The 19,389-nt window shown below is 70.2% G+C and carries 21 protein-coding genes; 8 read left to right on the plus strand and 13 right to left on the minus strand.

The genetic code is table 11. The features are described 5' to 3' along the window. The first annotated feature begins 2 nt into the window (after positions 1-2). Positions 3-611, plus strand: a complete 609-nt coding sequence (locus tag ACGFJ7_RS45175) for a universal stress protein (RefSeq protein ID WP_392648489.1) — start codon at positions 3-5, stop codon at positions 609-611. Between the two features lie 25 nt (positions 612-636). On the opposite strand, the gene ACGFJ7_RS45180 is transcribed toward ACGFJ7_RS45175, so the two are convergent. The 9 genes from ACGFJ7_RS45180 to ACGFJ7_RS45220 all read right to left on the minus strand — a co-directional run bounded on the left by ACGFJ7_RS45180 (position 637) and on the right by ACGFJ7_RS45220 (position 9,024). Further along, positions 637-1,689 carry a flavin-containing monooxygenase gene (locus tag ACGFJ7_RS45180; protein ID WP_392648492.1) on the minus strand — a complete coding sequence of 351 codons (1,053 nt, stop codon included), beginning with the start codon at positions 1,687-1,689 and terminating at the stop codon, positions 637-639. Positions 1,690-1,776: 87 nt separating this feature from the next. Further along, positions 1,777-2,805: a DUF695 domain-containing protein gene (locus ACGFJ7_RS45185; RefSeq protein ID WP_392648495.1), complete on the minus strand. Its 1,029-nt coding sequence runs from the start codon at positions 2,803-2,805 to the stop codon at positions 1,777-1,779. Next, positions 2,802-3,839, minus strand: coding sequence for a CapA family protein (locus tag ACGFJ7_RS45190; protein WP_392648498.1), 1,038 nt, complete (start codon positions 3,837-3,839; stop codon positions 2,802-2,804). Before ACGFJ7_RS45190 ends, ACGFJ7_RS45185 begins: the two co-directional genes overlap by 4 nt. After that, a complete protein-coding gene (locus tag ACGFJ7_RS45195) occupies positions 3,836-4,813 on the minus strand; it encodes a hypothetical protein (protein WP_392648500.1) in 978 nt (325 codons plus the stop codon). The genes ACGFJ7_RS45190 and ACGFJ7_RS45195 overlap by 4 nt, the downstream gene beginning before the upstream one ends. Then, entirely contained in the window at positions 4,810-5,922 is a 1,113-nt protein-coding gene (locus ACGFJ7_RS45200) for an acyltransferase family protein (RefSeq protein ID WP_392648503.1), read from the minus strand. Before ACGFJ7_RS45200 ends, ACGFJ7_RS45195 begins: the two co-directional genes overlap by 4 nt. A 176-nt stretch (positions 5,923-6,098) precedes the next feature. Continuing rightward, on the minus strand, positions 6,099-6,536 hold the full coding sequence (locus tag ACGFJ7_RS45205) for a hypothetical protein (RefSeq protein ID WP_360261167.1): 438 nt from the start codon (positions 6,534-6,536) through the stop codon (positions 6,099-6,101). A 114-nt stretch (positions 6,537-6,650) separates the two neighbouring features. Beyond that, entirely contained in the window at positions 6,651-6,863 is a 213-nt protein-coding gene (locus ACGFJ7_RS45210; RefSeq protein ID WP_392648506.1) for a hypothetical protein, read from the minus strand. Between the two features lie 10 nt (positions 6,864-6,873). Continuing rightward, complete coding sequence (locus ACGFJ7_RS45215; protein WP_360261162.1) at positions 6,874-7,368, minus strand: cupin domain-containing protein; 495 nt, start codon at positions 7,366-7,368, stop codon at positions 6,874-6,876. A gap of 123 nt (positions 7,369-7,491) precedes the next feature. Beyond that, positions 7,492-9,024 carry a protein kinase gene (locus tag ACGFJ7_RS45220; RefSeq protein ID WP_392648510.1) on the minus strand — a complete coding sequence of 511 codons (1,533 nt, stop codon included), beginning with the start codon at positions 9,022-9,024 and terminating at the stop codon, positions 7,492-7,494. A 173-nt stretch (positions 9,025-9,197) separates the two neighbouring features. Between ACGFJ7_RS45220 and ACGFJ7_RS45225 the strand changes: the two genes are divergently transcribed. After that, positions 9,198-10,064: an alpha/beta hydrolase gene (locus tag ACGFJ7_RS45225; RefSeq protein ID WP_392648513.1), complete on the plus strand. Its 867-nt coding sequence runs from the start codon at positions 9,198-9,200 to the stop codon at positions 10,062-10,064. A 25-nt stretch (positions 10,065-10,089) separates the two neighbouring features. Here the strand turns inward: ACGFJ7_RS45225 and ACGFJ7_RS45230 are convergent, their stop codons facing one another. Then, complete coding sequence (locus tag ACGFJ7_RS45230) at positions 10,090-10,428, minus strand: hypothetical protein (protein WP_392648516.1); 339 nt, start codon at positions 10,426-10,428, stop codon at positions 10,090-10,092. Between the two features lie 339 nt (positions 10,429-10,767). Between ACGFJ7_RS45230 and ACGFJ7_RS45235 the strand changes: the two genes are divergently transcribed. Then, positions 10,768-11,859 carry an esterase-like activity of phytase family protein gene (locus tag ACGFJ7_RS45235; protein ID WP_392648519.1) on the plus strand — a complete coding sequence of 364 codons (1,092 nt, stop codon included), beginning with the start codon at positions 10,768-10,770 and terminating at the stop codon, positions 11,857-11,859. Between the two features lie 56 nt (positions 11,860-11,915). On the opposite strand, the gene ACGFJ7_RS45240 is transcribed toward ACGFJ7_RS45235, so the two are convergent. Further along, on the minus strand, positions 11,916-12,884 hold the full coding sequence (locus ACGFJ7_RS45240; protein WP_392648522.1) for a hypothetical protein: 969 nt from the start codon (positions 12,882-12,884) through the stop codon (positions 11,916-11,918). 316 nt (positions 12,885-13,200) lie between these two features. Here ACGFJ7_RS45240 and ACGFJ7_RS45245 point away from each other — a divergent pair, with 316 nt between their 5' ends. After that, positions 13,201-13,893: an alpha/beta hydrolase gene (locus ACGFJ7_RS45245; RefSeq protein WP_360261146.1), complete on the plus strand. Its 693-nt coding sequence runs from the start codon at positions 13,201-13,203 to the stop codon at positions 13,891-13,893. Positions 13,894-14,127: 234 nt separating this feature from the next. Here ACGFJ7_RS45245 and ACGFJ7_RS45250 read toward each other — a convergent pair whose 3' ends face one another. Further along, positions 14,128-14,928: an SGNH/GDSL hydrolase family protein gene (locus ACGFJ7_RS45250; protein ID WP_360261143.1), complete on the minus strand. Its 801-nt coding sequence runs from the start codon at positions 14,926-14,928 to the stop codon at positions 14,128-14,130. Between the two features lie 136 nt (positions 14,929-15,064). Between ACGFJ7_RS45250 and ACGFJ7_RS45255 the strand changes: the two genes are divergently transcribed. Beyond that, positions 15,065-15,997, plus strand: coding sequence for an esterase-like activity of phytase family protein (locus ACGFJ7_RS45255; RefSeq protein ID WP_392648562.1), 933 nt, complete (start codon positions 15,065-15,067; stop codon positions 15,995-15,997). Positions 15,998-16,008: 11 nt separating this feature from the next. Then, positions 16,009-16,647 carry a DUF4232 domain-containing protein gene (locus tag ACGFJ7_RS45260; RefSeq protein ID WP_392648526.1) on the plus strand — a complete coding sequence of 213 codons (639 nt, stop codon included), beginning with the start codon at positions 16,009-16,011 and terminating at the stop codon, positions 16,645-16,647. A gap of 17 nt (positions 16,648-16,664) precedes the next feature. Here ACGFJ7_RS45260 and ACGFJ7_RS45265 read toward each other — a convergent pair whose 3' ends face one another. Beyond that, entirely contained in the window at positions 16,665-17,306 is a 642-nt protein-coding gene (locus tag ACGFJ7_RS45265; RefSeq protein ID WP_392648528.1) for a response regulator transcription factor, read from the minus strand. Between the two features lie 138 nt (positions 17,307-17,444). Here ACGFJ7_RS45265 and ACGFJ7_RS45270 point away from each other — a divergent pair, with 138 nt between their 5' ends. Beyond that, complete coding sequence (locus ACGFJ7_RS45270) at positions 17,445-17,768, plus strand: YbaB/EbfC family nucleoid-associated protein (protein ID WP_360261136.1); 324 nt, start codon at positions 17,445-17,447, stop codon at positions 17,766-17,768. 291 nt (positions 17,769-18,059) lie between these two features. Then, entirely contained in the window at positions 18,060-18,971 is a 912-nt protein-coding gene (locus ACGFJ7_RS45275; protein ID WP_392648532.1) for a hypothetical protein, read from the plus strand. Positions 18,972-19,389: the final 418 nt, after the last annotated feature.

Consider the following 19,389-nt stretch of genomic DNA (forward strand, 5'->3'; position numbering starts at 1 on the left):
ACGTGAGAAGCGACGACGGCCCGCCTCCCCGATACCACCGGTTACTCCCGGGCGACGGCTCGAACCCCGCCGAACCGCGTCCGGGTGAGCAGGGCAAGGTCATCGTGGGCGTCTCTCTGTCGCTGGCCGGGCTCGAAGCACTGCGGTTCGCGGTGACGGAGGCCCGCCGCCGGGAGGCGCCGCTGATCGCGGTGCGGGCCTGGGACGGCCAGAGCACCTGGGCCTGGTCCTCCGGGGATTACGAGCCCTCCTTCTGGCAGTACGAAGGCACCTTGCCCGACCCGTCCCGGCAGATCATCGCCGAGGCCTTCGAGGAAGCAGCCCCGGCCATGCCGGCGGGCCTGACCGTCGTCCGGCGTACGGGCGAGGGCGTGCCCGGCGTCGTACTCAGGGAAAGCGTCACCTCACCCCGCGACCTGCTGGTGGTCGGGGCCGGACGTCGCTGGCCGGGCGGGAGAACGGTGCGGGCGTGCGTGCGCCACGCCGCCTGCCCCGTCGTGGTCGTGCCGCCCCCGGCCATGGCCAAGGGCGCCGGAGGCCGCCGGACGGCTCGCCGCCTGCTCCGCGAGGCGACGGCCGCCCTGGAGGAAAGCCGCCCGGACTCCCCTTGATGAACCCGCGTCCAGGCGGCGTGGTTCAGGGCAGGTGCTCGATGACGTACGCGGCGTCGCCGGCCATGCCGGACAGGAAGCCCGAGCCGAACGTGTGCTGCAGCGGCAGCCCGACGAAGGCCAGACCGGCGATGGTCGCCGAGATACCCCGGCGGTGCCGGGGATGGCCGTCCGGGCCGAGCGCCCGCGGGTCCAGCCATTGGTGATCGGGGCGCAGGCCAGTGCACCAGATGACGGTGGAGGGACGCAGCACGCGGCCGTCAGCCAATTGGGGAAAGCCCTCGCGGATGGCCGTCACGCGGGGCACGCGGCGGATGCCGGCATCGCGCAGAGTCGCCTCGCTCTGCCAGATCAGCGGACCACCGTGACCGACCAGACGCGTGCGAAGCAGCCGGCCGAGCGGCCCTGGCGGAACCCGGCGTGGGTAGAGGAGGCTGCGGACCAGCCGGCTCCGGACGACGCGTACGGGTACGTGCCCCGTACTGGGCCCGGCCAGCCAGACGTCGTGGCCGGCAATCAGGTCGAGCGCTATGTCCGCGCCCGCGGGCCCGGCGCCGACGACGAGCACCGGACCGGGCGGGACGTCGCTCGGGCGTCGATAGGCCGATGAATGGATCTGGCGGACACTCGCGTCCAGAGACGCCGCCAAGGCGGGTGTCCGGGGCCGCTGGAGGGCGCCGGTGGCCACGATCAGGCGACGCGCCTCGTACTCGCCGCCGGTGGTGACGAGGTGATGGCGGCCACTGGTGCGCCGGTGATGGGTGACGGTGACGCCCGAGCGCACCGGCAGGTCGTGGTGCTGAACGTATCGGGCCAGATAGTCCGCCATCCCCTCCTTGCCGGGATGCACGTCGGCCGGCTCGGGGAAGGGAAGTCCCGGCAGCGCGCAGAAGCGGGCCGGGGTGAAGAGGCGAAGGCTGTCGTACCGCCGGCGCCAGGAGTCGCCGGGAGAACCGCCGTCGAGCACCACGAACCGGCGATCGCGTTCCCGCAGATGCCAGGCGGCGGCCAATCCACCGGCCCCGCCGCCGACCACGATCGTGTCGACAATTCCCGTGCCGGTGGATCTGACCGTCATAACCGTCTCGACGTACGGCCGGGCCGGTCGGTCATCGGTGTGGTGAATCCCGCATCGGATGCGGGCCGGCACCGCCGGCAGGCGTCGCTATCTGAGGTGCTCGACCCGGTCGAACGCCGGGTCGAGCAGCACCTCGGCGATCGCCGCACTGCCCTCGTCCCACCGCGGCAGGCGCGACTCGAGCTCGGCCGCGGCCCCGGACTGTGACTCGACGTAGAAGTGGAGCGTCCGTACGCGATCGACGGTGGTGTGCGCCACCAGCGCGCCGTCGGCCCCGAGAGCAGCGCTCAGCTCGCCTTCGAACCGGCGCAGCGCTTCCAGCGACCCGTCGGCCGGCAGCCCGTCCTCGTCGTGGTTCCGATAAGGCAGCAGGACCGGTACGTACAGGCCGAACCGGGGCCAGCGGGCCCGGACCAACGGCGACGCGACGGTGACGAGAACGGGCTGCCCATTCCACTCCGTACGGCTGTGCTGCCAATGGTCGTAGCTGCCGGCCACGGTCTGAACGGTCCGCCAGAGCTCGGCCGGCGTGAGGGCTTCGGCCGGCTCGACCGCGCTCCACGTGATCTCGTCGATCCAGATGTCCGTGTCATCCTCACCCAGGGCCAGCTCGACCGCGTGGTAGGCGAGGTTTTCCTGAACGTCGTCCGGAAGGATCACGAAAGCCGGGTGGTAGCAGACCACGTCGCTCCGGCGGGCGTCTTCCTTGACGGTGACACCGAAGCGAACCGGCGACAGGTCCACCATCTGCCCCTGGAACTCCCTTGTCGAGGCGAAGGCCGCGTGGTCGGCGATCACGCCTTCACACCGGTATGACCACGTGCCGTCGACCGGCGGGGCGGCGGCCAGCCAGCGTTCGGCTACCGCGCGGATCGTGTCGGGCCAGTTGGGCGTCACGACCAGCACGTGCGCCGAGGTCATGCCCGGCACCACCTTCCATTCCAGGTCGCGATGGATGGCACGCACCCGGCGCTCGATCGTCCGGCTCAGCTCGGCGACCGTACCGGCGTCGATCGCCGACTCCACCTCGTCCCGCGTGCCGGCCCACCACTGCCAGAATGCGGCGATGGCTTCGGCCTCCGATTTCGCCTCTTTGCGGAACGGATTCAGCTTCATGGCCGCGCAGCGTAATCCACCGCTTCGAGCCCGGCGCAACCACGGAGATCGGTGAAGTTCTGCCTTGCCATGGCGGCCCGCCAGCCGGTGAGCACCTCGGGCCGGCCGGAGCCGGAGCGGACCGTCGGTGTCAGCTCGGAGCGGACCACCGTACGGTCGCGGACGGTCAGGGTCAGGACGCCGGCGCGGGCGCTGAACGGCGGGAAGAGCCCGGGGCTGTACCACAGCAGGTTGCCCAGCCCGTAAGCCACGTAGCCGCCGCCGAGACGACCGGCTCCCTGCAGCACATGGGCGTGGGCGCCGACGATGATGTCGGCGCCGGCTTCGATCATCCGGCGGGCGAACTCCTGCTGCCGGCGCGTCGGGCACGGGTCGCCCTCGGTGCCCCCGTGCGGCATCACGATGACGAGGTCGCTGTCCGCCCGGGCCGCGGCGACGGCGCGGACGGCCCGATCGGTGTCGGCGGCCAGGGCGATGCCGGCCCGGCCCGGGCCGGCGGCCCAGTCGGCGGCCAGGTCGTCGACCTGACTGAACCCGAAGACGGCGATCCGTACCCCGCGCACCTCGGCCCGCCAGGGACGGAAGGCCTCATCGACATCGCGCCCGGCCCCGAAGGCGCCGACCCGGACGGCGCCCACGGCGGCGATCGTGTCGGCGAGACCGGTCCGGCCGAAGTCCATGGAATGGTTGTTGGCCAGGCTGACGGCGTCGATCCCGGCCGCGCTCAGTTCTTCGGCGCCCTTCGTGGGCGCCCGGAACACATATCGCTTGGCTTGTGGCTCGCCGCGTCCGGTGATCGGGGTCTCCAGGTTGACCAGCGCCAGATCGGCGGCTCTCAGCGGGGCCCCGGCGGCGCCGAAGGCCGAGCCGGGGCTCGTCAGCAGCCGGGCGACCGCCGGTTCGAAATGGACGTCCCCGCCGAAGGCGAGAGTCACTTCGCGCGCGTCGTGGTCCGTCCCGGCGGTGCATGCGGCTGAGGTCAGCAGCAGGGCCGCCAGCGCCGCCGCCGCGGGCCGAAGCCGTCGGCCGCTCATCGCGTCACCCGTAGCGGAGCCGGTGTCATCATCCGGGACAGCAGCCGGGACACGAGCAGACCCGCGGTGACGACACCGGCCGTCAGCACGAGCGGATCCACGACGGCGACTACCGTCTGGGCCGTCCCGCCGAGCGACGACAGCCGTTTCACCAGGACCGCACCGGCAAGGGCAACGGCCGGCGTCATGGTCGCGGCGATAACGGCTGCGCCGCGGGTCACATGGCTGAGCCCTCGTTCGGCGAGCGGTCTCTCAGCAAGCAGGGCGGCTCCGGTCACCGCGCCGGGCAGCGCGGCCAGTTCGACCAGAGGCCTGGTCCAGTCCCCGGCGGTGCCGGCCGCCGTGGCCACCACCGCGAGACCCGTTGCGTACAGCAGGAATCGGCACAGGGAGGCACGGGCGGACAGGGACTCGAGTACGGTGCCGAGCCGTTGACCGGCCAGAAAGAACAGCAGGTACGTCAGTACGGTGCCGACCGCCGGAGCGGGGAGCAGGTCGGCCGCGACGACGGCGCCGGCGATGATCCCGAGGACGGTCCAGGTGGGCACCCGGCGGCCGGCCGCGGCAATCAGCGGAAACACCCCCAGGGCGTAGACCGGTGCCAGCCCGGGCGACGGCAGCAGCGCCGCGGACACGAACTCCGGCAGGTCACGGATGGGGCTGAGGCCGTACACCGGGCCGAAGCGCCACAGCAGCGCCGCGCACGCCAGCGCCGACAGTACGTACCAGCCCATGACGGCCGGGCGGCGCCGGCCGAGATACCAGCCGGCGGCGGCGAAGAACAGCGGTGTCCCCAGCGTTCCGGCGGCCTTTCCCCCGAGCCACCAGGCGGCCGGGACCGCGGTTCCGGTGCGCCATTCGATCTGCTGATGGAACCAGGTGCACACGTACGCGACGAGAATGAGAAGGAGAGCTGCTCCCAGTGCCGTCTCCGCCACGCCGGCGCGGCTCGGCGGCGCGGCCGCGGCGGTCACCGTGGGAACCTCGGCAGTTCGCGGGTCGGAGCGGCGGACCAGTCCGTGGGCGTGGCCGGCCGCGGGCGCGACCGGGACGGCAGGTCGAACAGCCATGACGCACCGGCCGACATCAGGGCACGGTGCAGCAGGAGGCAGAGCCAGACCAGCAGTGCGGTCAGCACGGCCGGCAGGAACGCGGCCAGGACGAGCTGTGGTCCCGCGCCCAGCGAGGAGAAGGGTCGCCACAGCATCAGGTGGATCAGGGCGAGCAGGGGCATGTGCATCACGTAGATCGGCAAGGTGCGACGACCCAGGGCCGCCAAGCGCGACGACAGCCCGCGCCGGCGCGTGAGCAGCGAGGTGGCGAGCACACCGACGGTCACCGCCAGGGCGCTGGTGACCGGCCAGAGGCCGAACCACGTCCGGGCGCCGAGAACGTGGATGGCCACCATGACGACGGCATAACCGGTCACGCCGGACACCAACAACCGTGGCGTCGCCCGTGCGGCCAGCTGCTCCACCCACGGCCGCAGCCGGAGCCCGGCCAGGAAGAACAGCAGATTCTGATAGAGCTGGCCACGATTGCCGGGCGCGGCGAGCAGGCCCGCCGACGCGACGGCGGACAGCACGAACGCCGCGCCGAGCACCAGGGTGACCGGCAGTCGCCGGGTCAGCTTGGCCACCGTGAAGTAGACCGCTAGGGCGCTGAGGTACCACAGGTTCGTCGGCGTGATGGTGAGCTGGTCCAGCACGTCGGACAGGCTGTGGGCGGCGAGGGTGTCGAAGCGGGGGACAAGGCTGAGCACCGCCGTGTGCACGGCGAACCACACCGCGTACAAATAGAAGAACTTGGCGATCCGGCTGCGCCGCACCACCCGCCAGGGCCGGTGGACGGCCGCCGCCGCGAACATCCCGGAGATGGTGAAGAACACCGGCATCCGTAGGGGCAGCAGTTGTTCGCCGAACAGTCCCCAGGCGCCGGGAAGTGGCAGCGACAGATGCCAGTCGATGGGCAGATAGTGCTTCATGATCACGTGCCAGAGCACCACCAGCACGATGCAGACGCCCTTGGCGACGTCGGCCCATTCCGCTCGCGGCCGGCCGCCGGAGATCGAAGCGATGGTCATCGGTCAGTTGCCTCACTGTGCTGATGGATACGACGCGTTCGAGGGCCGATCCCGGTCAAGAGTTGGTGGGCGTCGGCGTCGGGCCGTACGGCAGCCAGAGCTGATCATTCTTCCGGCCGGGCCGTCGGGTGGACGTCAGCGGCTTCTTTATCAGCTCTTTACGTCGGCCGACCCGCTCAGTCCGAGCGCAGGTGGACCAATTCGGCGCGGCCCGGGAGGCGGTTGCGGGTGCAGATGGAATCGATCAGTTCGTAGAGGGCGTCGGCCGGGACCCGCATGGTCCTGGGATCGGCCGGCGTCGTGTGGCCCCGCCGGACGACGAGCACCTCGCCCGAGACCTCGGCACAGCTGGGCATCCGCACGAAGTGGGCGGTGCCGCCGCCGTGGATGATGACGCGCGAGGCGGCCGGATGGCCGGCCAGGAACCGGATCAGCGGCGGCTGGGCCGGCCTCGGGTTGAGCGCCACCAGGTCGACCTCGCAGACGACTTCGGCGTACAGCGTCTCCAGAGTGACGATCTCGAAGGACCGGCGGAGTTCGATCGAGGTCGAGACGAGGCGCTCCACCGGTTCCGGGCCGCCGGCGTACCAGCGCATGACGTAGGGAAAATTCATGGCGTCCTCGTCGTGGCTAGGAGGAGAGCGTGACGGTGTCGATGTCCGAGGGCAGAGGGGCCCGAGCTGGGCACCGGCAGGCCGGATGGTCGATCTGCGCGATGGCCCGACGGCCTACTCGCTCGGTCGCGGGTGGACGAAGCTGTCGGACCTGATCCCGGGATCGGCCCGCTCCTGCGCGGCCTGGACGGCGATGCGAACGGTGGCGGTGGACATTGGTTCGGCCGGTGGCCGCAGCGCGTCGTCGTCGAGCGGCCACAGATACAACGCCGCCGCCGCGAGAGTCACGAGGACAACCGCGGCGGCGGTGCGAAGCTTCCGGAACATCGGAACGGAGCTAAACGGCTTCCACGCCGTACTTGTGGAACAGGCCCAGCATCCGCTCGTCGAAGCGTTCCGGTCCCCAGTTGTCGACCTGCACGCCCGGCTGCGGCTCGTCGCCGCCCTCGAGGAAGAGTCCCTCGGCGCCGGCCGGCGTGTAGATGAACAGCAGCCTCGTCGTGTGCAGGCCGACGTTGGTGAACCGGTGTCGCCGAAGCCGGGGAATGTGGATGATGTCGCCGGTCACCGCGGTGAAGGTGCGCTCACCGTCCAGGAACTCCAGCTCGCCCGAGAGGACGTAGAAGGTCTCCTCCTGCTCGGCGTGGGTGTGCGGCACCGGTCCGCCGCCCGGGGGCACGCTGGCCTCGACGATACCGACCGAGCCGCCGGTCTGGGCGGCCTGAAGCCGTACGGTGTAGACGTCGCCGGAGAACCATTTGGTCACTCCCTGACCGGCGGGCACATGAAGACCGCCGCCGTCCACGTCGGCTCCGGGCACGAAAAGACTCACTGTGACTCCCTTGTCGACGCTGATGCGGGTCCGCATGACGGCGGCCTTCCGGGGGCGCGGAAGGCCGCCGTCGATCTTCCTGACGTCGGCCCGGCGGTTTTGTTCACCCGGGCGTGGAAATCCTCAGTTCCACTTCTGGTTGTCGGTGCCGGCGCAGCTCCAGATCTGGGCCGCCACCCCGTTGCCGGCGTTCCAGTCGGGCACGTCCACGCACATGTCGGCCGGCGGGTTCACCAGGTCGCGGGCGGCGTTCAAGGTGAATTGCTGAAGCGTTGATCCGGAACAGGTGGCCGCCCGCATCCGTGAGCCGCTCGCCACCGATCCGAGTTCGACACACTGACCCAGTACGCGGAGGGTCCCGTCGACGGCGAAATGGAAGCGCTGGCGGTCCGAGCCGTCGCACTGCCAGAGCTGGATCTCGCCCCCAGGACCCGGTAGCTGCAGGCACGTGCCGGTGCCGTGGTTACGAATCGTGCTCCCGACGGCGGCCACGGGCGGTGGCGGCGAGACGACCGCGACCGCGGTCCTGGTCGTCGGCGGCGCCGAGGGCGCCGATGCCGCTGGGGCCGCGGCAGCGGAAGGGGCGCCGGTTCTGGTGGTACCGGTCCTCGTGGCGCTCGGACGAGCAGCGGCCCTGCTTGACCCGGTGACCGGCGCGGCGGCGGAGAGCCCGGGTGCCGGTGGGGCCGCGGTTCCGGGCCGGGTGGCGTCCTTGAACGGCTGGGCCAGTGCCACGCCGGCGGCCACAATCGCCGCGGCCACCACCGGAATCAGCCAGCGTCGCCGCGATCTCGGGCTGGGTGTGAGCGGCCGGGTAGCGGCAATTGTCGTCTGCTCGGGCGTGCCTTCCCACGCCTTTCGCAGCAGGTGTTCGGCTTCGTCGGCGTCCGCGCGTTCGGCCGGGTTCCGGCGCAACAGGGCGGCGAGCACGGGCTGAAGAGCACCCGCCCGCTCGGAGACGGGTGGCGGCTGGGTCATCAGCGCCGAGAGCGTCGCCATCGGACTCGACTTCAGGTACGGCGGACGGCCGTCGATCGCGGCATACAGCGTCGCGCCGAGTGACCACAGGTCGGCCTTGGCGTCGGCCGGCTCGTCCAGGGCACGCTCGGGGGCCAGATAGGACGGCGAGCCGAGTACCACGCCGGTACGGGTCATCGACGAGTCGCCCGACATCATCGCCAGGCCGAAGTCGGTCAGCAGCACACGACCGTCGTCGGCCAGCAGCACGTTGGCCGGTTTGACGTCACGGTGCAGGATGCCCCGCTGGTGCGCCGCGCGCAGGCCGGCCAGGACGCCCAGGCCGATCCGGGCCGCCTCCCGCGGCGCCAGCGGGCCGTCCTGGGCGATCACCTGGTGCAGGGAACGGGACCGGACGAGCTCCATGACGATCCAGGGGGCTTCGTCGTCGACCACGTCGAAGATGCGGACGACCCCGGGATGGCTGATCTGGGCGATGGCCCGGGCCTCACGGATCGCCCGCTCACGCAGGTCGCCCAGCTCGGTGCGGGTCAGGCCCTCGGGGGTGATTTCCTTGACCGCGACCTCGCGGTGCAGCAGCTCATCGAGGGCACGCCAGACCCGGCCCATGCCACCCTCACCGATCGGATCGATCAGACGGTAGCGCCCGGAAAGCAGACTGTGCGGTTGAGGCGACACCGCGAAACGGTAACCACGGCACCCCTCGTCCAACGACCAGTAGTCACGCGGCAAACAGGCAGGTCTCCGCCATTTCGCGCGAAGTTCAGCCGAACCGGCCAAAACCTTCTCACAGTCACCCCTGTGAGCGAGGCGACTTGAACGACGGCCCCGCGCGGTCGTCGTTGTCTTCGATGAGACCCCTCGACGATATTTCATTCTTCGCGATGGCCGTCCAGGCGGCGAGCGCGGTCGTCGCGGCCGATACGGCCGACGCGGCGGTGCGACCCGAGTCGCGCAGTGCCCTGCTCAGCCACGGGGACCGCACGGCGCGGGCGGTGCTGCTCCTGCACGGGTACACCCACGGGCCGCAGCAGATGGATGCTCTGGCCCGCGACTTCCACGCACGCGGGTACAACGTCTGGATCCCGCGGATGCCAAATCATGGCACCAACGATCCGCAGGCGTCTCATCGCGGCAGCGTGCGGGACCTCATCTCGTACGCCTCCAAGGGTCTCGACATCGCGGCCGGCCTGGGTGACGAAATCGGTGTCGTCGGCATCTCGGCCGGCGGGATCCTGGCCGCCTGGCTCGCTCAGCATCGCGACGACGTCGTACGCCGCCTGCTGTTGCTCTCGCCGTTCTTCGGGCCGGCCTCGCCCAAGCTGCCCGGCCCGGCCGTCCGCCTGCTCAGTTTCGGCTACGCGCGAGGCCTGTTGCCGGACCGCCGCACCTCCCGCGGGTATTCGCTGGCCGCGGTGGGCCGGTACCTGTCGATCGCGCAGACCCTGCGGACCCCGCCCCGGCCGTCCGGCCTACGCTCGATCGCGATGGCCATCAGCTCGCTCGACGATGTCGTCGACACCGGCGCGGCCACCTCCATTCCGCGCCGGATGGCCGAGGCGGCCGGGATCCCGCTGCACGCCCTGGCGTTGCCCGAGGCGCTGGGAATCGGCCACAACACCCTGGCCCTGGCCGGCCGGCCGGACGCCGGTGAGCTGCTTACCCGATACGTCCGGCTCTACGAGGGGATGGCCGCCGCCTCGCGCGGGGACGCGTAAGGCGGCGGCGGAGGGCAGGCGCCGATCAGAACGTGTAGGCCCGGAAGGACTGGTACTTCCCGGCCGTGAATGTGCGGAAGGTGCCGAGGTTCTGCTGGAGTCCGGTGCAGTTGGGGCCGGTGAACGCGCTGACCTGTGAGACGATGCGCTCCCCGGTCAGCGAACCGGCGGTCGCCGGCATCGGCACGCAGCTGCCGTCGGGCTGGGGGACGTAGAGCAGGACCCTGGCGAAGGTGCCCTCGAAGATGCTCAACCCCGACGCCGGAACGTCGACGGCGGCCTGCGCCGGCTGGACCTGCAGACCTACCAGCGCCGCTACGCCGGCTGCGGTCAGACCCGCGACGGTACGAATCCTCTTGCCCATGCTTGAACCTCCTGGATCGATGCGGTCAGGCGCGCCACCCACAGCTTTTCCCGAGGCCTATGTGGCGGCAACTACAGCGGCGATGACAAATCCGACAGAAGGCTTCGGCCGATGTACTGAATTTCGGGCGGCCCGATGCGTAACAGCGTCAACCGGTGTCAGACGCGAAGATTCGGGCGTCTCCGGTTGAACGGAACGCCCGGCGCCGCGTCGGACAGAGTGGACGACGGTCTTCTGATGCCTCCACATTGAGGGCCGTCGTCCCCTCAGTTCGTGACGTGGCCGGACTGCCCCTCGCTCGGCGCAGGCCGGCCATTTCCCCAATCGGTAGGAGCGTTGATGAGGTTTGCGTTTCCCGCACGAAGGCGTCTGCTGGCGCCGGCCGTGGCGGCCGGCGTGCTGGCGCCGCTGCTCGCTGTCCCCGGTGCCGAGGCAGCGCCGGCGTCGGCCGGAGACCGGTGCGCGCCCAGTGCCAAGGCGGTCTCCTACAGCGACAGCCTGAACAAGACGACCTTCGGTGGCGTCGCCATCGGCGGGCTGTCCGGCATCACCTACGACAAGGTGAGCCGCGGCTACGTCTCGGTCGTGGACCGGTCCGGCACGCAGCCGGCCAGTCTGGTCTTCCTTCGCGACCCCGGCGCGCCCCGGGTCACCGCCACGACGGCTCTGAAGCGGGCCGACGGTACGGCCTACGACGGCACCAACTTCGACGGTGAGGGCATCGCCGTCGCGCCCAACGGCAACTTCCTGGTGACCTCTGAAGCCGAGCCGTCGATCCGCGTCTTCGGCCGGGACGGCGTGCAGCGCGGCGAGCTGACGGTGCCGGCCCGTTTCGCGGTCACCCCGGGGGGTGAGGCGCCGGTCAACGCCACCCTGGAAGGTCTCGCCATCTCGCGTGACGGCAAGCGTGTCTACGCGGCGATGGAGGGCGCCCTCTCCGGCGACGCCCCAGCCACCGGGGAGGCGCTGCGCCGCCGTGTGCTCGTCTACGAGGCCGACGGCCGCGGCGGCTACCGGCTCGCCCGCCAGATCGGGTACGAGGCCGACCCGGGTTACCGGGTCGCCGAGGTGGCCGCCTACGACGACGGCCGGCTCGTGGTTCTCGAGGCGACCTTCACCGCCGGGGTCGGCAACGGCGCCAAGCTGTACGCGATCAGCGACAAGGCCCCGGACGTGAGCAAGGTGGCGAACCTGTCCACCGTGCCGGCGCACCGCCTGGCCGGCAAGAAGCTGGTGACCGACCTGGTCACCGGTCCGACCCTCGGCGCGACCAACCCGCAGCCCCAGATCAACCCGCTGCTGGACAACCTCGAGGGCATGGCCGTCGAGCGCTCCGCCGGTCGCGGTCACCGCGTCTACCTGATCAGCGACGACAATTTCAGCGCCAATCAGGTGACCCGCGTGATCACCTTGCAGGCGCGTCTGCCCTGATCCGGAAGACCACAACGGCCCCGGCGAACCGCCGGGGCCGTTCGGCTGTCCGGGGCTCAGTCGCGGGCACGGGAAGCTGACTCGAGCAGAGCGGTGAGAGCGAGTTCGCGGGCCACCTCGACGGCGCCGAGAGCGGCGGCGACCCGGCCCCATCGGCTCTTCACCACTCTGGGAGGCGTCGGCACGGCATCCGCGAGTGCCGCCCGAAGCTTGCCGGCCGGTGGGCGGTGCGCGCTGAGCACCACCAGTTCGGGATCCGTGACCAGGCACGCCGCCACGATCGCCGAGACCGCTTCCTGCGCATGGGTTCCGCCGAGAACGCGTTCGCCGTGGGTCAGCAGCGACCCGGCGGCGCCGTGCGCGCCCGGCCGTGGTTCACCGCCGACCACCAGGGCCATGCCGTCGTCGGCGACCAGCAGGAAATCCTCGACGCCGCGGGCAAGACCGAGGCGGGCTTCGGCGACCGCGGCCAGGTCGACACTGGATCGCACCGCGACCGGGCAGCCGAGCCGGCTGGAGAGCTCGGTCTGGAGACACGCGGCCCGCGCGGCCGCCGTCCGGTCGCCGTCCCGGACCGTCCCGGCCACCAGATACGCGAGTTCACCAGGGCGAGCGCCCACCTCGCTCAATGCCTCGGCCAGGTGCTCCGGCGTCGGCGGGCCGTCCTGCGCCAGGGTGACGGGTGCCTCGTTGGCATGCGCTCCGGCCCGGACGGCCGTGAGCGTGCCGGGCTGATGGACCACCGCCGCGACGGCCAGCGCTTCCCGCCGCAGCGCGAACACCCTGGCTCGTGGACCGGGGCCGCCGATCCGGGCCTCGACCTCGACGATCACCTCGTCCGCCGTGAGCTGCTGCAGGATCCGGTTGGCGGTGACCACCGAGACGTTGGCGGCGCGGGCGAGCTCGGCGGCCGTGGACGGACCGTCGTCGAGGAGCGTGGATATGAACGCTTCGACGTTGAGCTGACGTAGCCGGGTGACGATGCTGGACCACCGCTGATGCGGGGCCTGTGGGGCGGAGCTCACGATCGACACGTCCTCGGTAGGAGGGAGCACTTCGGGTACCGAACGGGCAAACGTGCGAACCGGGTCGAATCTCACCGCGGTGACCGTCGTCATGCCGTCCGATGGCTATCTGTCGAATGACCTAACCGGCGTGCCGGCGGGACCGGCGCCGGCGAGCGGACCGTGCCCGGAAACGGTCGCCGGGCGGCGGTTTCACGCGAGAGACGGCCGCCGCGAACCCGCCGAGCGGCAGGCGAATGACTGATTCGGCGCACGAGCTCCAAGTCGCAGCATGGTTGGCGACAGATGACCGAGGGGCAAGGGAGAGAGCATTCTCATGGACATCAAAAATGTGGTGTTGGTGCATGGGGCGTTCGCGGACGGTTCGGGCTGGCGGGGTGTGTACGACCGGCTGACCGCTGAGGGTTTCCGGGTTTCGATCGTGCAGAATCCGTTGACCTCGTTGGCGGATGATGTGGCGGCGACCACTCGGGTGCTCGATCGGCAGGACGGGCCGGTGATTTTGGTTGGTCACTCGTGGGGTGGCACGGTCATCACCGAGGCTGGTGTGCATCCGAAGGTGGCTGGGCTGGTGTATGTGTCGGCGCTGGCGCCGGATGCGGGGGAGACGACGGCCGAGCAGTATGAGGGGTTCGGGCCTACGCCGGAGTTCGTGATTGATGTTGGTGAGGACGGTTTCGGTTTCATCAATGCGGACAAGTTCAAGGCGGGTTTCGCCGCGGACGCCAGTGATGCGGATGCGGCGTTTCTGCGGGATTCGCAGGTTCCGATCAATATGGCGGTGTTCTCGGCGGTGGTGGAGAACGTGGCGTGGCGGGGGAAGCCGAGTTGGGCCGTCATCGCGAGTGAGGACAAGGCGTTCGACCAGGCTATGTTGCAGCATATGGCCAAGCGGATCGGTGCCGAGGTCACGAATGTGCCGGGCAGTCACGCCTTGTTCATGACTCAGGCTGCCGTCGTTTCCGAGGTCATCGCCACCGCCGCGCGCAACGCCCGCGGCGAGGGCTGACCCGTACGTCACCGGGCCGGCCGGCCCTCCACGGGAGCCGGCCCGGCGGTCCAGAATCAGCTACGGCGTACGTATTGGGGGACGAAGCCGGCGCGGACCTGGTTGCGCGCCGACACGCTGTAGCCGTCGCCGTCCACGCTTGCCTGGTCAACGCCGTACGCCGGTCGGTGCACGGCGCGGGCGACGGGAACGGGAACCGTACGGCATGCGCGGGCCGGCGTCCGGCTTCTCACCTCAGCGTCGGCAGTCGACGGTCTGGCGCAGGGCCGGCAGATAGCCGGAGCGGTAACCGGCGGCGGTGGGGTGGAACGCCCCGGCCTCGGTCGGCGGCACAATCCACGGGTCGGCTCCGCACAGCCCGTGCCCGGTGAACCGCGGCTGGACGTCGGTGAACCGCACCCCGGCCCGATGCGCCTGACGGGCGATGACGCCGTTGAGCACATCGACCGCCTCGTTCAGTGCCTTGCGCTTGACCAGACCGGCCGGCGGTACGGCCGCGCAGCCCGGCGTGGTCTCGAAGAAGCGCGCGTATCCGGTCGCCACGATCTCGGCTCGCGGCGCACGCTTCTGGACGGCGCGGTAGACCCCGTCCAGCCGGGCCCGCAGCGGGCCGGTGGCGAAGGCCTTCGCCTGATCCACCGCCGCGCTGCAGTCGGCGTCGGTACCCTGCAGGCAGGTAACCACCCGGACGTCCCAGTCCAGGTCGTTGCCGCCGATGGTCACCGTCACCAGACGGGTCTGCCGGCCGAGGCTGCCCAGCTGGCTCGAGACGACGTCCGCGGTGGTCGCGCCGGCGCACGCCGCCGAGCGGAACGCCGGCTTGTGCGGCAGGACCGAGGCCAGCAGCGCGGGGTAGCCGTTGGCGCTGCGGGCGCAGTCGGGGTCGAGATAGGGCGGGGCGCCGACCCCGGCCGCCACCGAGTCGCCGAGGGCGACATAGGCCGGAGCGGCGGTGTGCGCGGCCGCGGGCGCCATGACGGCGGCCGCGGCCACGACGCCGACGACACCGGCGAGGACGCGTTTGAACAACACCATGCATGCCTTCCGTTATGACCCGCCCGTTCGCCGGACCGGTCTCCGTTGCCAGAACGGGCGAATCGCCGCCGAGTTCATCGCCATGAGAAATCCGTCCGCCGGCGAACGGTGAATTTCGATGTCCGTCGTGACGAGTATGGAAAAGAACTACGTCACGCTGGAAAGCTTCACCGACCACCTCGACAAGGTGACATTCGAGGAGCAATTCGTCGGTAACTTCTCGGGTCTGAGCCTGGACCGCGATGGGCGCATCGCCGCCCTTTCCGATCGCTCCCTGCTCTACTTCCTCGACCCCGACTCGCTCGATCCGGTCAAGGTGATCAAGCTGCGGGACGAGCTGCGCCACCCCCTGGATGGCGAGGCCATCGCCTTCGACGGCGACGAGATCCTGATCGCGACCGAGCGCCCGGAGATCTTCCGCTACAACCGGGCCGGCGAACTGCTCGGCGTACTCCCGATGCCCGGGCAGTTCCGCGTCGCCCCGCTGGGCAACGCCCGGCTGAACGAGGCCTTCGAGGGCATGACCATGACCGGCGAGCGAACCGTGGTCGCCTCGATGGAGGGCCCGCTGCTAGGCGATCCCGACGACGTGGTGCGCTTGCAGACCTGGGAGAAGAGCGACGGATTCCAGCCGTCGGCCCAGTACGCCTACCGCGTCGAGCCGGGCCTGCTGGTCGCCGACATCGCCGCCACCGGTGACGGCCGGCTGCTCGTGCTGGAACGAGGCTTCGACGACACCGGCAACCGGGTGCACCTCTACCTCACCGACCTGCGACAGGGTGTCGACGTCGGCGGACTCAAGCGCCTGTACGCGGGCACGCCCGTCCTGGACAAGCAACTGCTGGTCGACATGGCCGATCTGCCGTCTTCCGGGGCTGTCGCCAAACAGCCCCAGAAGAATCCGCTGCTGGGAAACATCGAGGCGATGACGGTCACCGGCCGCGACACCGACGGCCGGATCCGCCTGCTGCTCGCCACCGACGACAATGGCAGCGACGCGCAGATCACCCGGTTGTACCGCCTGCTGCTGACCATGCCCTACCCCTCTGTTCCGCGCACATCCGAGTGAGGATGGGTGTCATGGCCAGAAGAGCGAACCACCTGATCCTTGCCGCCGTTGCCTCGGTCGCCGTGCTGGCCCTGCCCGCGTGTTCGACCGGACAGCAGCCCTCGACTCCGATCCCGCCGGCGGCCGGCGGTGCGTCACCGGCGAGCGGTGAACCGGCCCCGGCGACCAGTAGGCCGGCCCCGCGGACCACGACGGCGGACGCCCTGCGGGCGTGCCGTGACGACGACGTCGCGACCGTCGTGACCTATCAGCCGGACCGCGCCGACGGCTGGGCGTGGGGCCTGGTCAGCCTGACGAACAAGTCGACCGGCCCCTGCCAGGTCGACGGTCATGCCGGCGTCTCGCTGGTCAACGCGGCCGGCGAGGTGGTCAAGGTTCCGGCCCGCACCGTCGATCAGCCCGGCCCCGCGATGCCAGTGACCCTGCGACCCGGCGGGGCGGCGTTCGAGGGCCTGCGGTGGCGGCCGTGTGACAAAGGCGATCCATACTGCGGCGCCGGCAACACACTCCGCCTGAGTCTGCAGGCCGAAACCGACGGGCCGGTGGCGGAGCTGGACGGATTCCCGGCCCCGGAGTCGAGCGGCATCACCATGAAGTCGCTCGAGATCGGCACCCTGCAGCCCTCCCGCCAGGGCGTGGTGGCGTGGTGATCCGCCATTTCCCACGGTCAAGGTTGTAGATAGCCCAGCTCCATGGCTCGCCGGGTCAACTCGGCCTTGTTGCCGGCATTGAGCTTGTGCCGGATTCGCTTGACGTAAGTATTGACGGTGGTCTCGGCCAGTCCCATTCTTCGGCCGATCTGGCCGTGGGTGAACCCCTCGGCCAGATACCGGAGTGCCTCGGCCTCTCGGGGAGTCAGCTCATGCGGGCCGCGGTCGGAGTTGCGCGTCGTGTCGACCAGTGGGTCGTGCAGTTCCGGAGTGACGTACAGTCCGCCCCGCCGGGCGATGCGAATGGCGAGCATCAACTCGGGGGTGTCCGACTCCCGGCTGATCAATGCGCGCACACCTCCCTGGAGCGCGCTCAGCAGGTCGGGCGGGTTCTGCGGCACACACAGGGCGACAATAGGTGCACCCTCCGGCGCCCGTGAGTAGAACTGCTTGTCGTCGGTCGCCACGCCGTAAAGGTCGGCCACGACCACAGTGGTGGAGGCGGTCGCGGGCAACCAGGACATCGAAGTGGCCCGGTGCCGGATCCGGACCTGCCTCTCCGTACCGAGAGCATTTATCAAACCGCCCATGATCAGCGGACTGGAGGCTACGAGGGTGACGTCGATGACAGGGATCAGTTCAGGGGCAACAGCCGACATACTCGAGCGTGACTCCGTGATCGGCGCTCGCTGACGAACGCGAGCGGCAAGCGGGCAGGAACGGGAATGGCAGTGGGCGTCCCAGGTCTCCGAAATGGGACTGGTGGTAGGCGGCGGCCATCTCGCATAAATGACAACGTGACTTCTTCGTACGACTACCGGCAGCTCGCCGACCGCATGCGCGAGTTGACCGCCGACACGCAACGCATTCGAGCGGACTACGACCAGGCCGAAGTCACCGCCGTCTCGCCGGACGGCAGTGCCCGCGTGGTGATGAGAGCCGGCAAGCTTTCGGCACTGACCATCGACCCCGGCGCGATGGCTCATGACAACGTCTACGTCGCCAACCAGGTACTGGCGGCGATCCGGCAGGCCGAGCAACAGTCGGAACAGTTCCTCACCGCCCGCGCCAGGCCGATGGCCGACGCGGTGGAGCAACTCCGCGGTCTCTTTCCGCAGTGATGTTGCGCAGGTCGAGTCACGCTTCACTCCAGGTGTTGCCCGGTCCGCTCATGCGGCCTACGCATGGATAACGCCGGATGGCCGGAGATGTTCAGTGGATGTGAGTCATTCCATGTCGCGGCCGGAACCCATGTCCCCGATCAGGAACCTTCTCAGACGCGTCCGCTACCGCATAGATAGGAGAGCCCGTCGCGCGTCGGGTAGAAGGGACCAGCATCTGACATGTCAACTCTCGACACCCCTCCCCAGAAGGGTGCCCGCGGCGGCTTCGTCGGCGCATTCGTACGGGGCATGTTCCGCGGCCTGCAATCGTCCGTGGTGGGGAAACTGGCGGTCGGCGCACTCGTCATCGTTCTGTCGGCCGGCACCGTGCTCGGCCTGAGCGTGCTACTGCGGGGCAACGGAGCGAAGCCGTCCGGTCCGGCTGCGCTCGCCGGCGCCAGCGCCAGCCCCGGGCGGCCCTCCGTCTCAGCCTCACCGCGCCGATCGCCGTCCCCGCGAGCCGCGACGAGCAAGCCGGCCGCGGACCGTCCGAGCCGCGGGCCCGCCCCTCCCTCGGGCGGAGCGGCTGACGTCGCCGCGCCCCGCCCGAGCAACAGGTCCGGCGTCACTGCGGCTTCGGCGAAGCCCAGCCGCCAAGCGGGCGCGACCACCAAGCCGAGTCCCAAAGTGGTCACCTACACCAATGTCGCGGGACTGGGGTGCACGATCAACGGGGCGTCGTATGTCGAGACGGGGTTCTACGAGAACGGCGACGCCGGGTGGTGGACCCTCAGCCACGGAAGCCATGCGGGCGACGGCTGCGACGGCCGATTCACCGACATGCCGATGTCCGGTAGCCAATCGGACACCTCCGGACAGCACATCATGTGGGGTTTCTCCGTCGGAAGCGTGCCGCAGTACTGCTCCCTGGCGCTTTACGTCCCGAACAGCGCGAGCGCACGCGACGTGGCCGCCAAGAGCGCCCACTTCGCTGTCGTCCAGGGAAACTCGGCGTGGGCACCCACCTACACCAGCCCGAGCGGTGAGCGGGTCGTCAATCAGAACGCGAACCGCAACCGCTGGGTGGGTCTCGGCACCTACCCCGTCCGCAACGGCGCCATCGGCGTCAAACTGACCAACCGCGGCAGCACCACCGGCTACGACGTGACGTATCCGCACCTCGCCGGGGGCGCCGTGCGGATCAACTGCGTCAAGGCATAGCCGAACCCGGACGGCCCGGAGGCAGACATGAGGGCTGTTGAAGGGGCGTGGCGGCTTGATCAGTGAGAAGGTTTTCATGGCCCACCGTCGTCGACAACGATCCTGGTCGCTACAGCTAGGGCGACGGCGTGGCGGTCATCGATATGCGGCGAGGTCTCCGGTACTTGGTACAACGACCAAGAAGCACCATGCACCGGAGACCTCGTGGCCACCCCAGCGGTGACGAGGCGACACGACCTGACCGACGCGCAATGGGCGGCGCCGCTGGCAGCGCAACGGCACCTGGCACCCGATCCTGGCCGCCCGGCAAACGGTCGCGGACGCGGCCGGGCGGATCACCTGGGATGTCAGCGTCGACTCCATGACCAGCCGCGCTCATCAGCACGCCGCGGGAGCCCGCCGGGACGAGTCAGGGCAG

It is taken from the genome of Actinoplanes sp. NPDC048988 (assembly GCF_043197815.1).
In the GTDB taxonomy this organism is placed as follows: Bacteria; Actinomycetota; Actinomycetes; order Mycobacteriales; family Micromonosporaceae; genus Actinoplanes.

Excerpts from the sequence above, each read along its gene's own strand:
- ACGFJ7_RS45180 (WP_392648492.1), bottom strand. The coding sequence starts at position 1,689 with ATGACGGTCAGATCCACCGGCACGGGAATTGTCGACACGATCGTGGTC.
- ACGFJ7_RS45185 (WP_392648495.1), bottom strand. The coding sequence starts at position 2,805 with ATGAAGCTGAATCCGTTCCGCAAAGAGGCGAAATCGGAGGCCGAAGCC.
- ACGFJ7_RS45190 (WP_392648498.1), bottom strand. The coding sequence starts at position 3,839 with ATGAGCGGCCGACGGCTTCGGCCCGCGGCGGCGGCGCTGGCGGCCCTG.
- ACGFJ7_RS45200 (WP_392648503.1), bottom strand. The coding sequence starts at position 5,922 with ATGACCATCGCTTCGATCTCCGGCGGCCGGCCGCGAGCGGAATGGGCC.
- ACGFJ7_RS45205 (WP_360261167.1), bottom strand. The coding sequence starts at position 6,536 with ATGAATTTTCCCTACGTCATGCGCTGGTACGCCGGCGGCCCGGAACCG.
- ACGFJ7_RS45210 (WP_392648506.1), bottom strand. The coding sequence starts at position 6,863 with ATGTTCCGGAAGCTTCGCACCGCCGCCGCGGTTGTCCTCGTGACTCTC.
- ACGFJ7_RS45225 (WP_392648513.1), top strand. The coding sequence starts at position 9,198 with ATGAGACCCCTCGACGATATTTCATTCTTCGCGATGGCCGTCCAGGCG.
- ACGFJ7_RS45230 (WP_392648516.1), bottom strand. The coding sequence starts at position 10,428 with ATGGGCAAGAGGATTCGTACCGTCGCGGGTCTGACCGCAGCCGGCGTA.
- ACGFJ7_RS45235 (WP_392648519.1), top strand. The coding sequence starts at position 10,768 with ATGAGGTTTGCGTTTCCCGCACGAAGGCGTCTGCTGGCGCCGGCCGTG.
- ACGFJ7_RS45245 (WP_360261146.1), top strand. The coding sequence starts at position 13,201 with ATGGACATCAAAAATGTGGTGTTGGTGCATGGGGCGTTCGCGGACGGT.
- ACGFJ7_RS45250 (WP_360261143.1), bottom strand. The coding sequence starts at position 14,928 with ATGGTGTTGTTCAAACGCGTCCTCGCCGGTGTCGTCGGCGTCGTGGCC.
- ACGFJ7_RS45255 (WP_392648562.1), top strand. The coding sequence starts at position 15,065 with ATGGAAAAGAACTACGTCACGCTGGAAAGCTTCACCGACCACCTCGAC.
- ACGFJ7_RS45260 (WP_392648526.1), top strand. The coding sequence starts at position 16,009 with ATGGCCAGAAGAGCGAACCACCTGATCCTTGCCGCCGTTGCCTCGGTC.
- ACGFJ7_RS45265 (WP_392648528.1), bottom strand. The coding sequence starts at position 17,306 with ATGTCGGCTGTTGCCCCTGAACTGATCCCTGTCATCGACGTCACCCTC.
- ACGFJ7_RS45275 (WP_392648532.1), top strand. The coding sequence starts at position 18,060 with ATGTTCCGCGGCCTGCAATCGTCCGTGGTGGGGAAACTGGCGGTCGGC.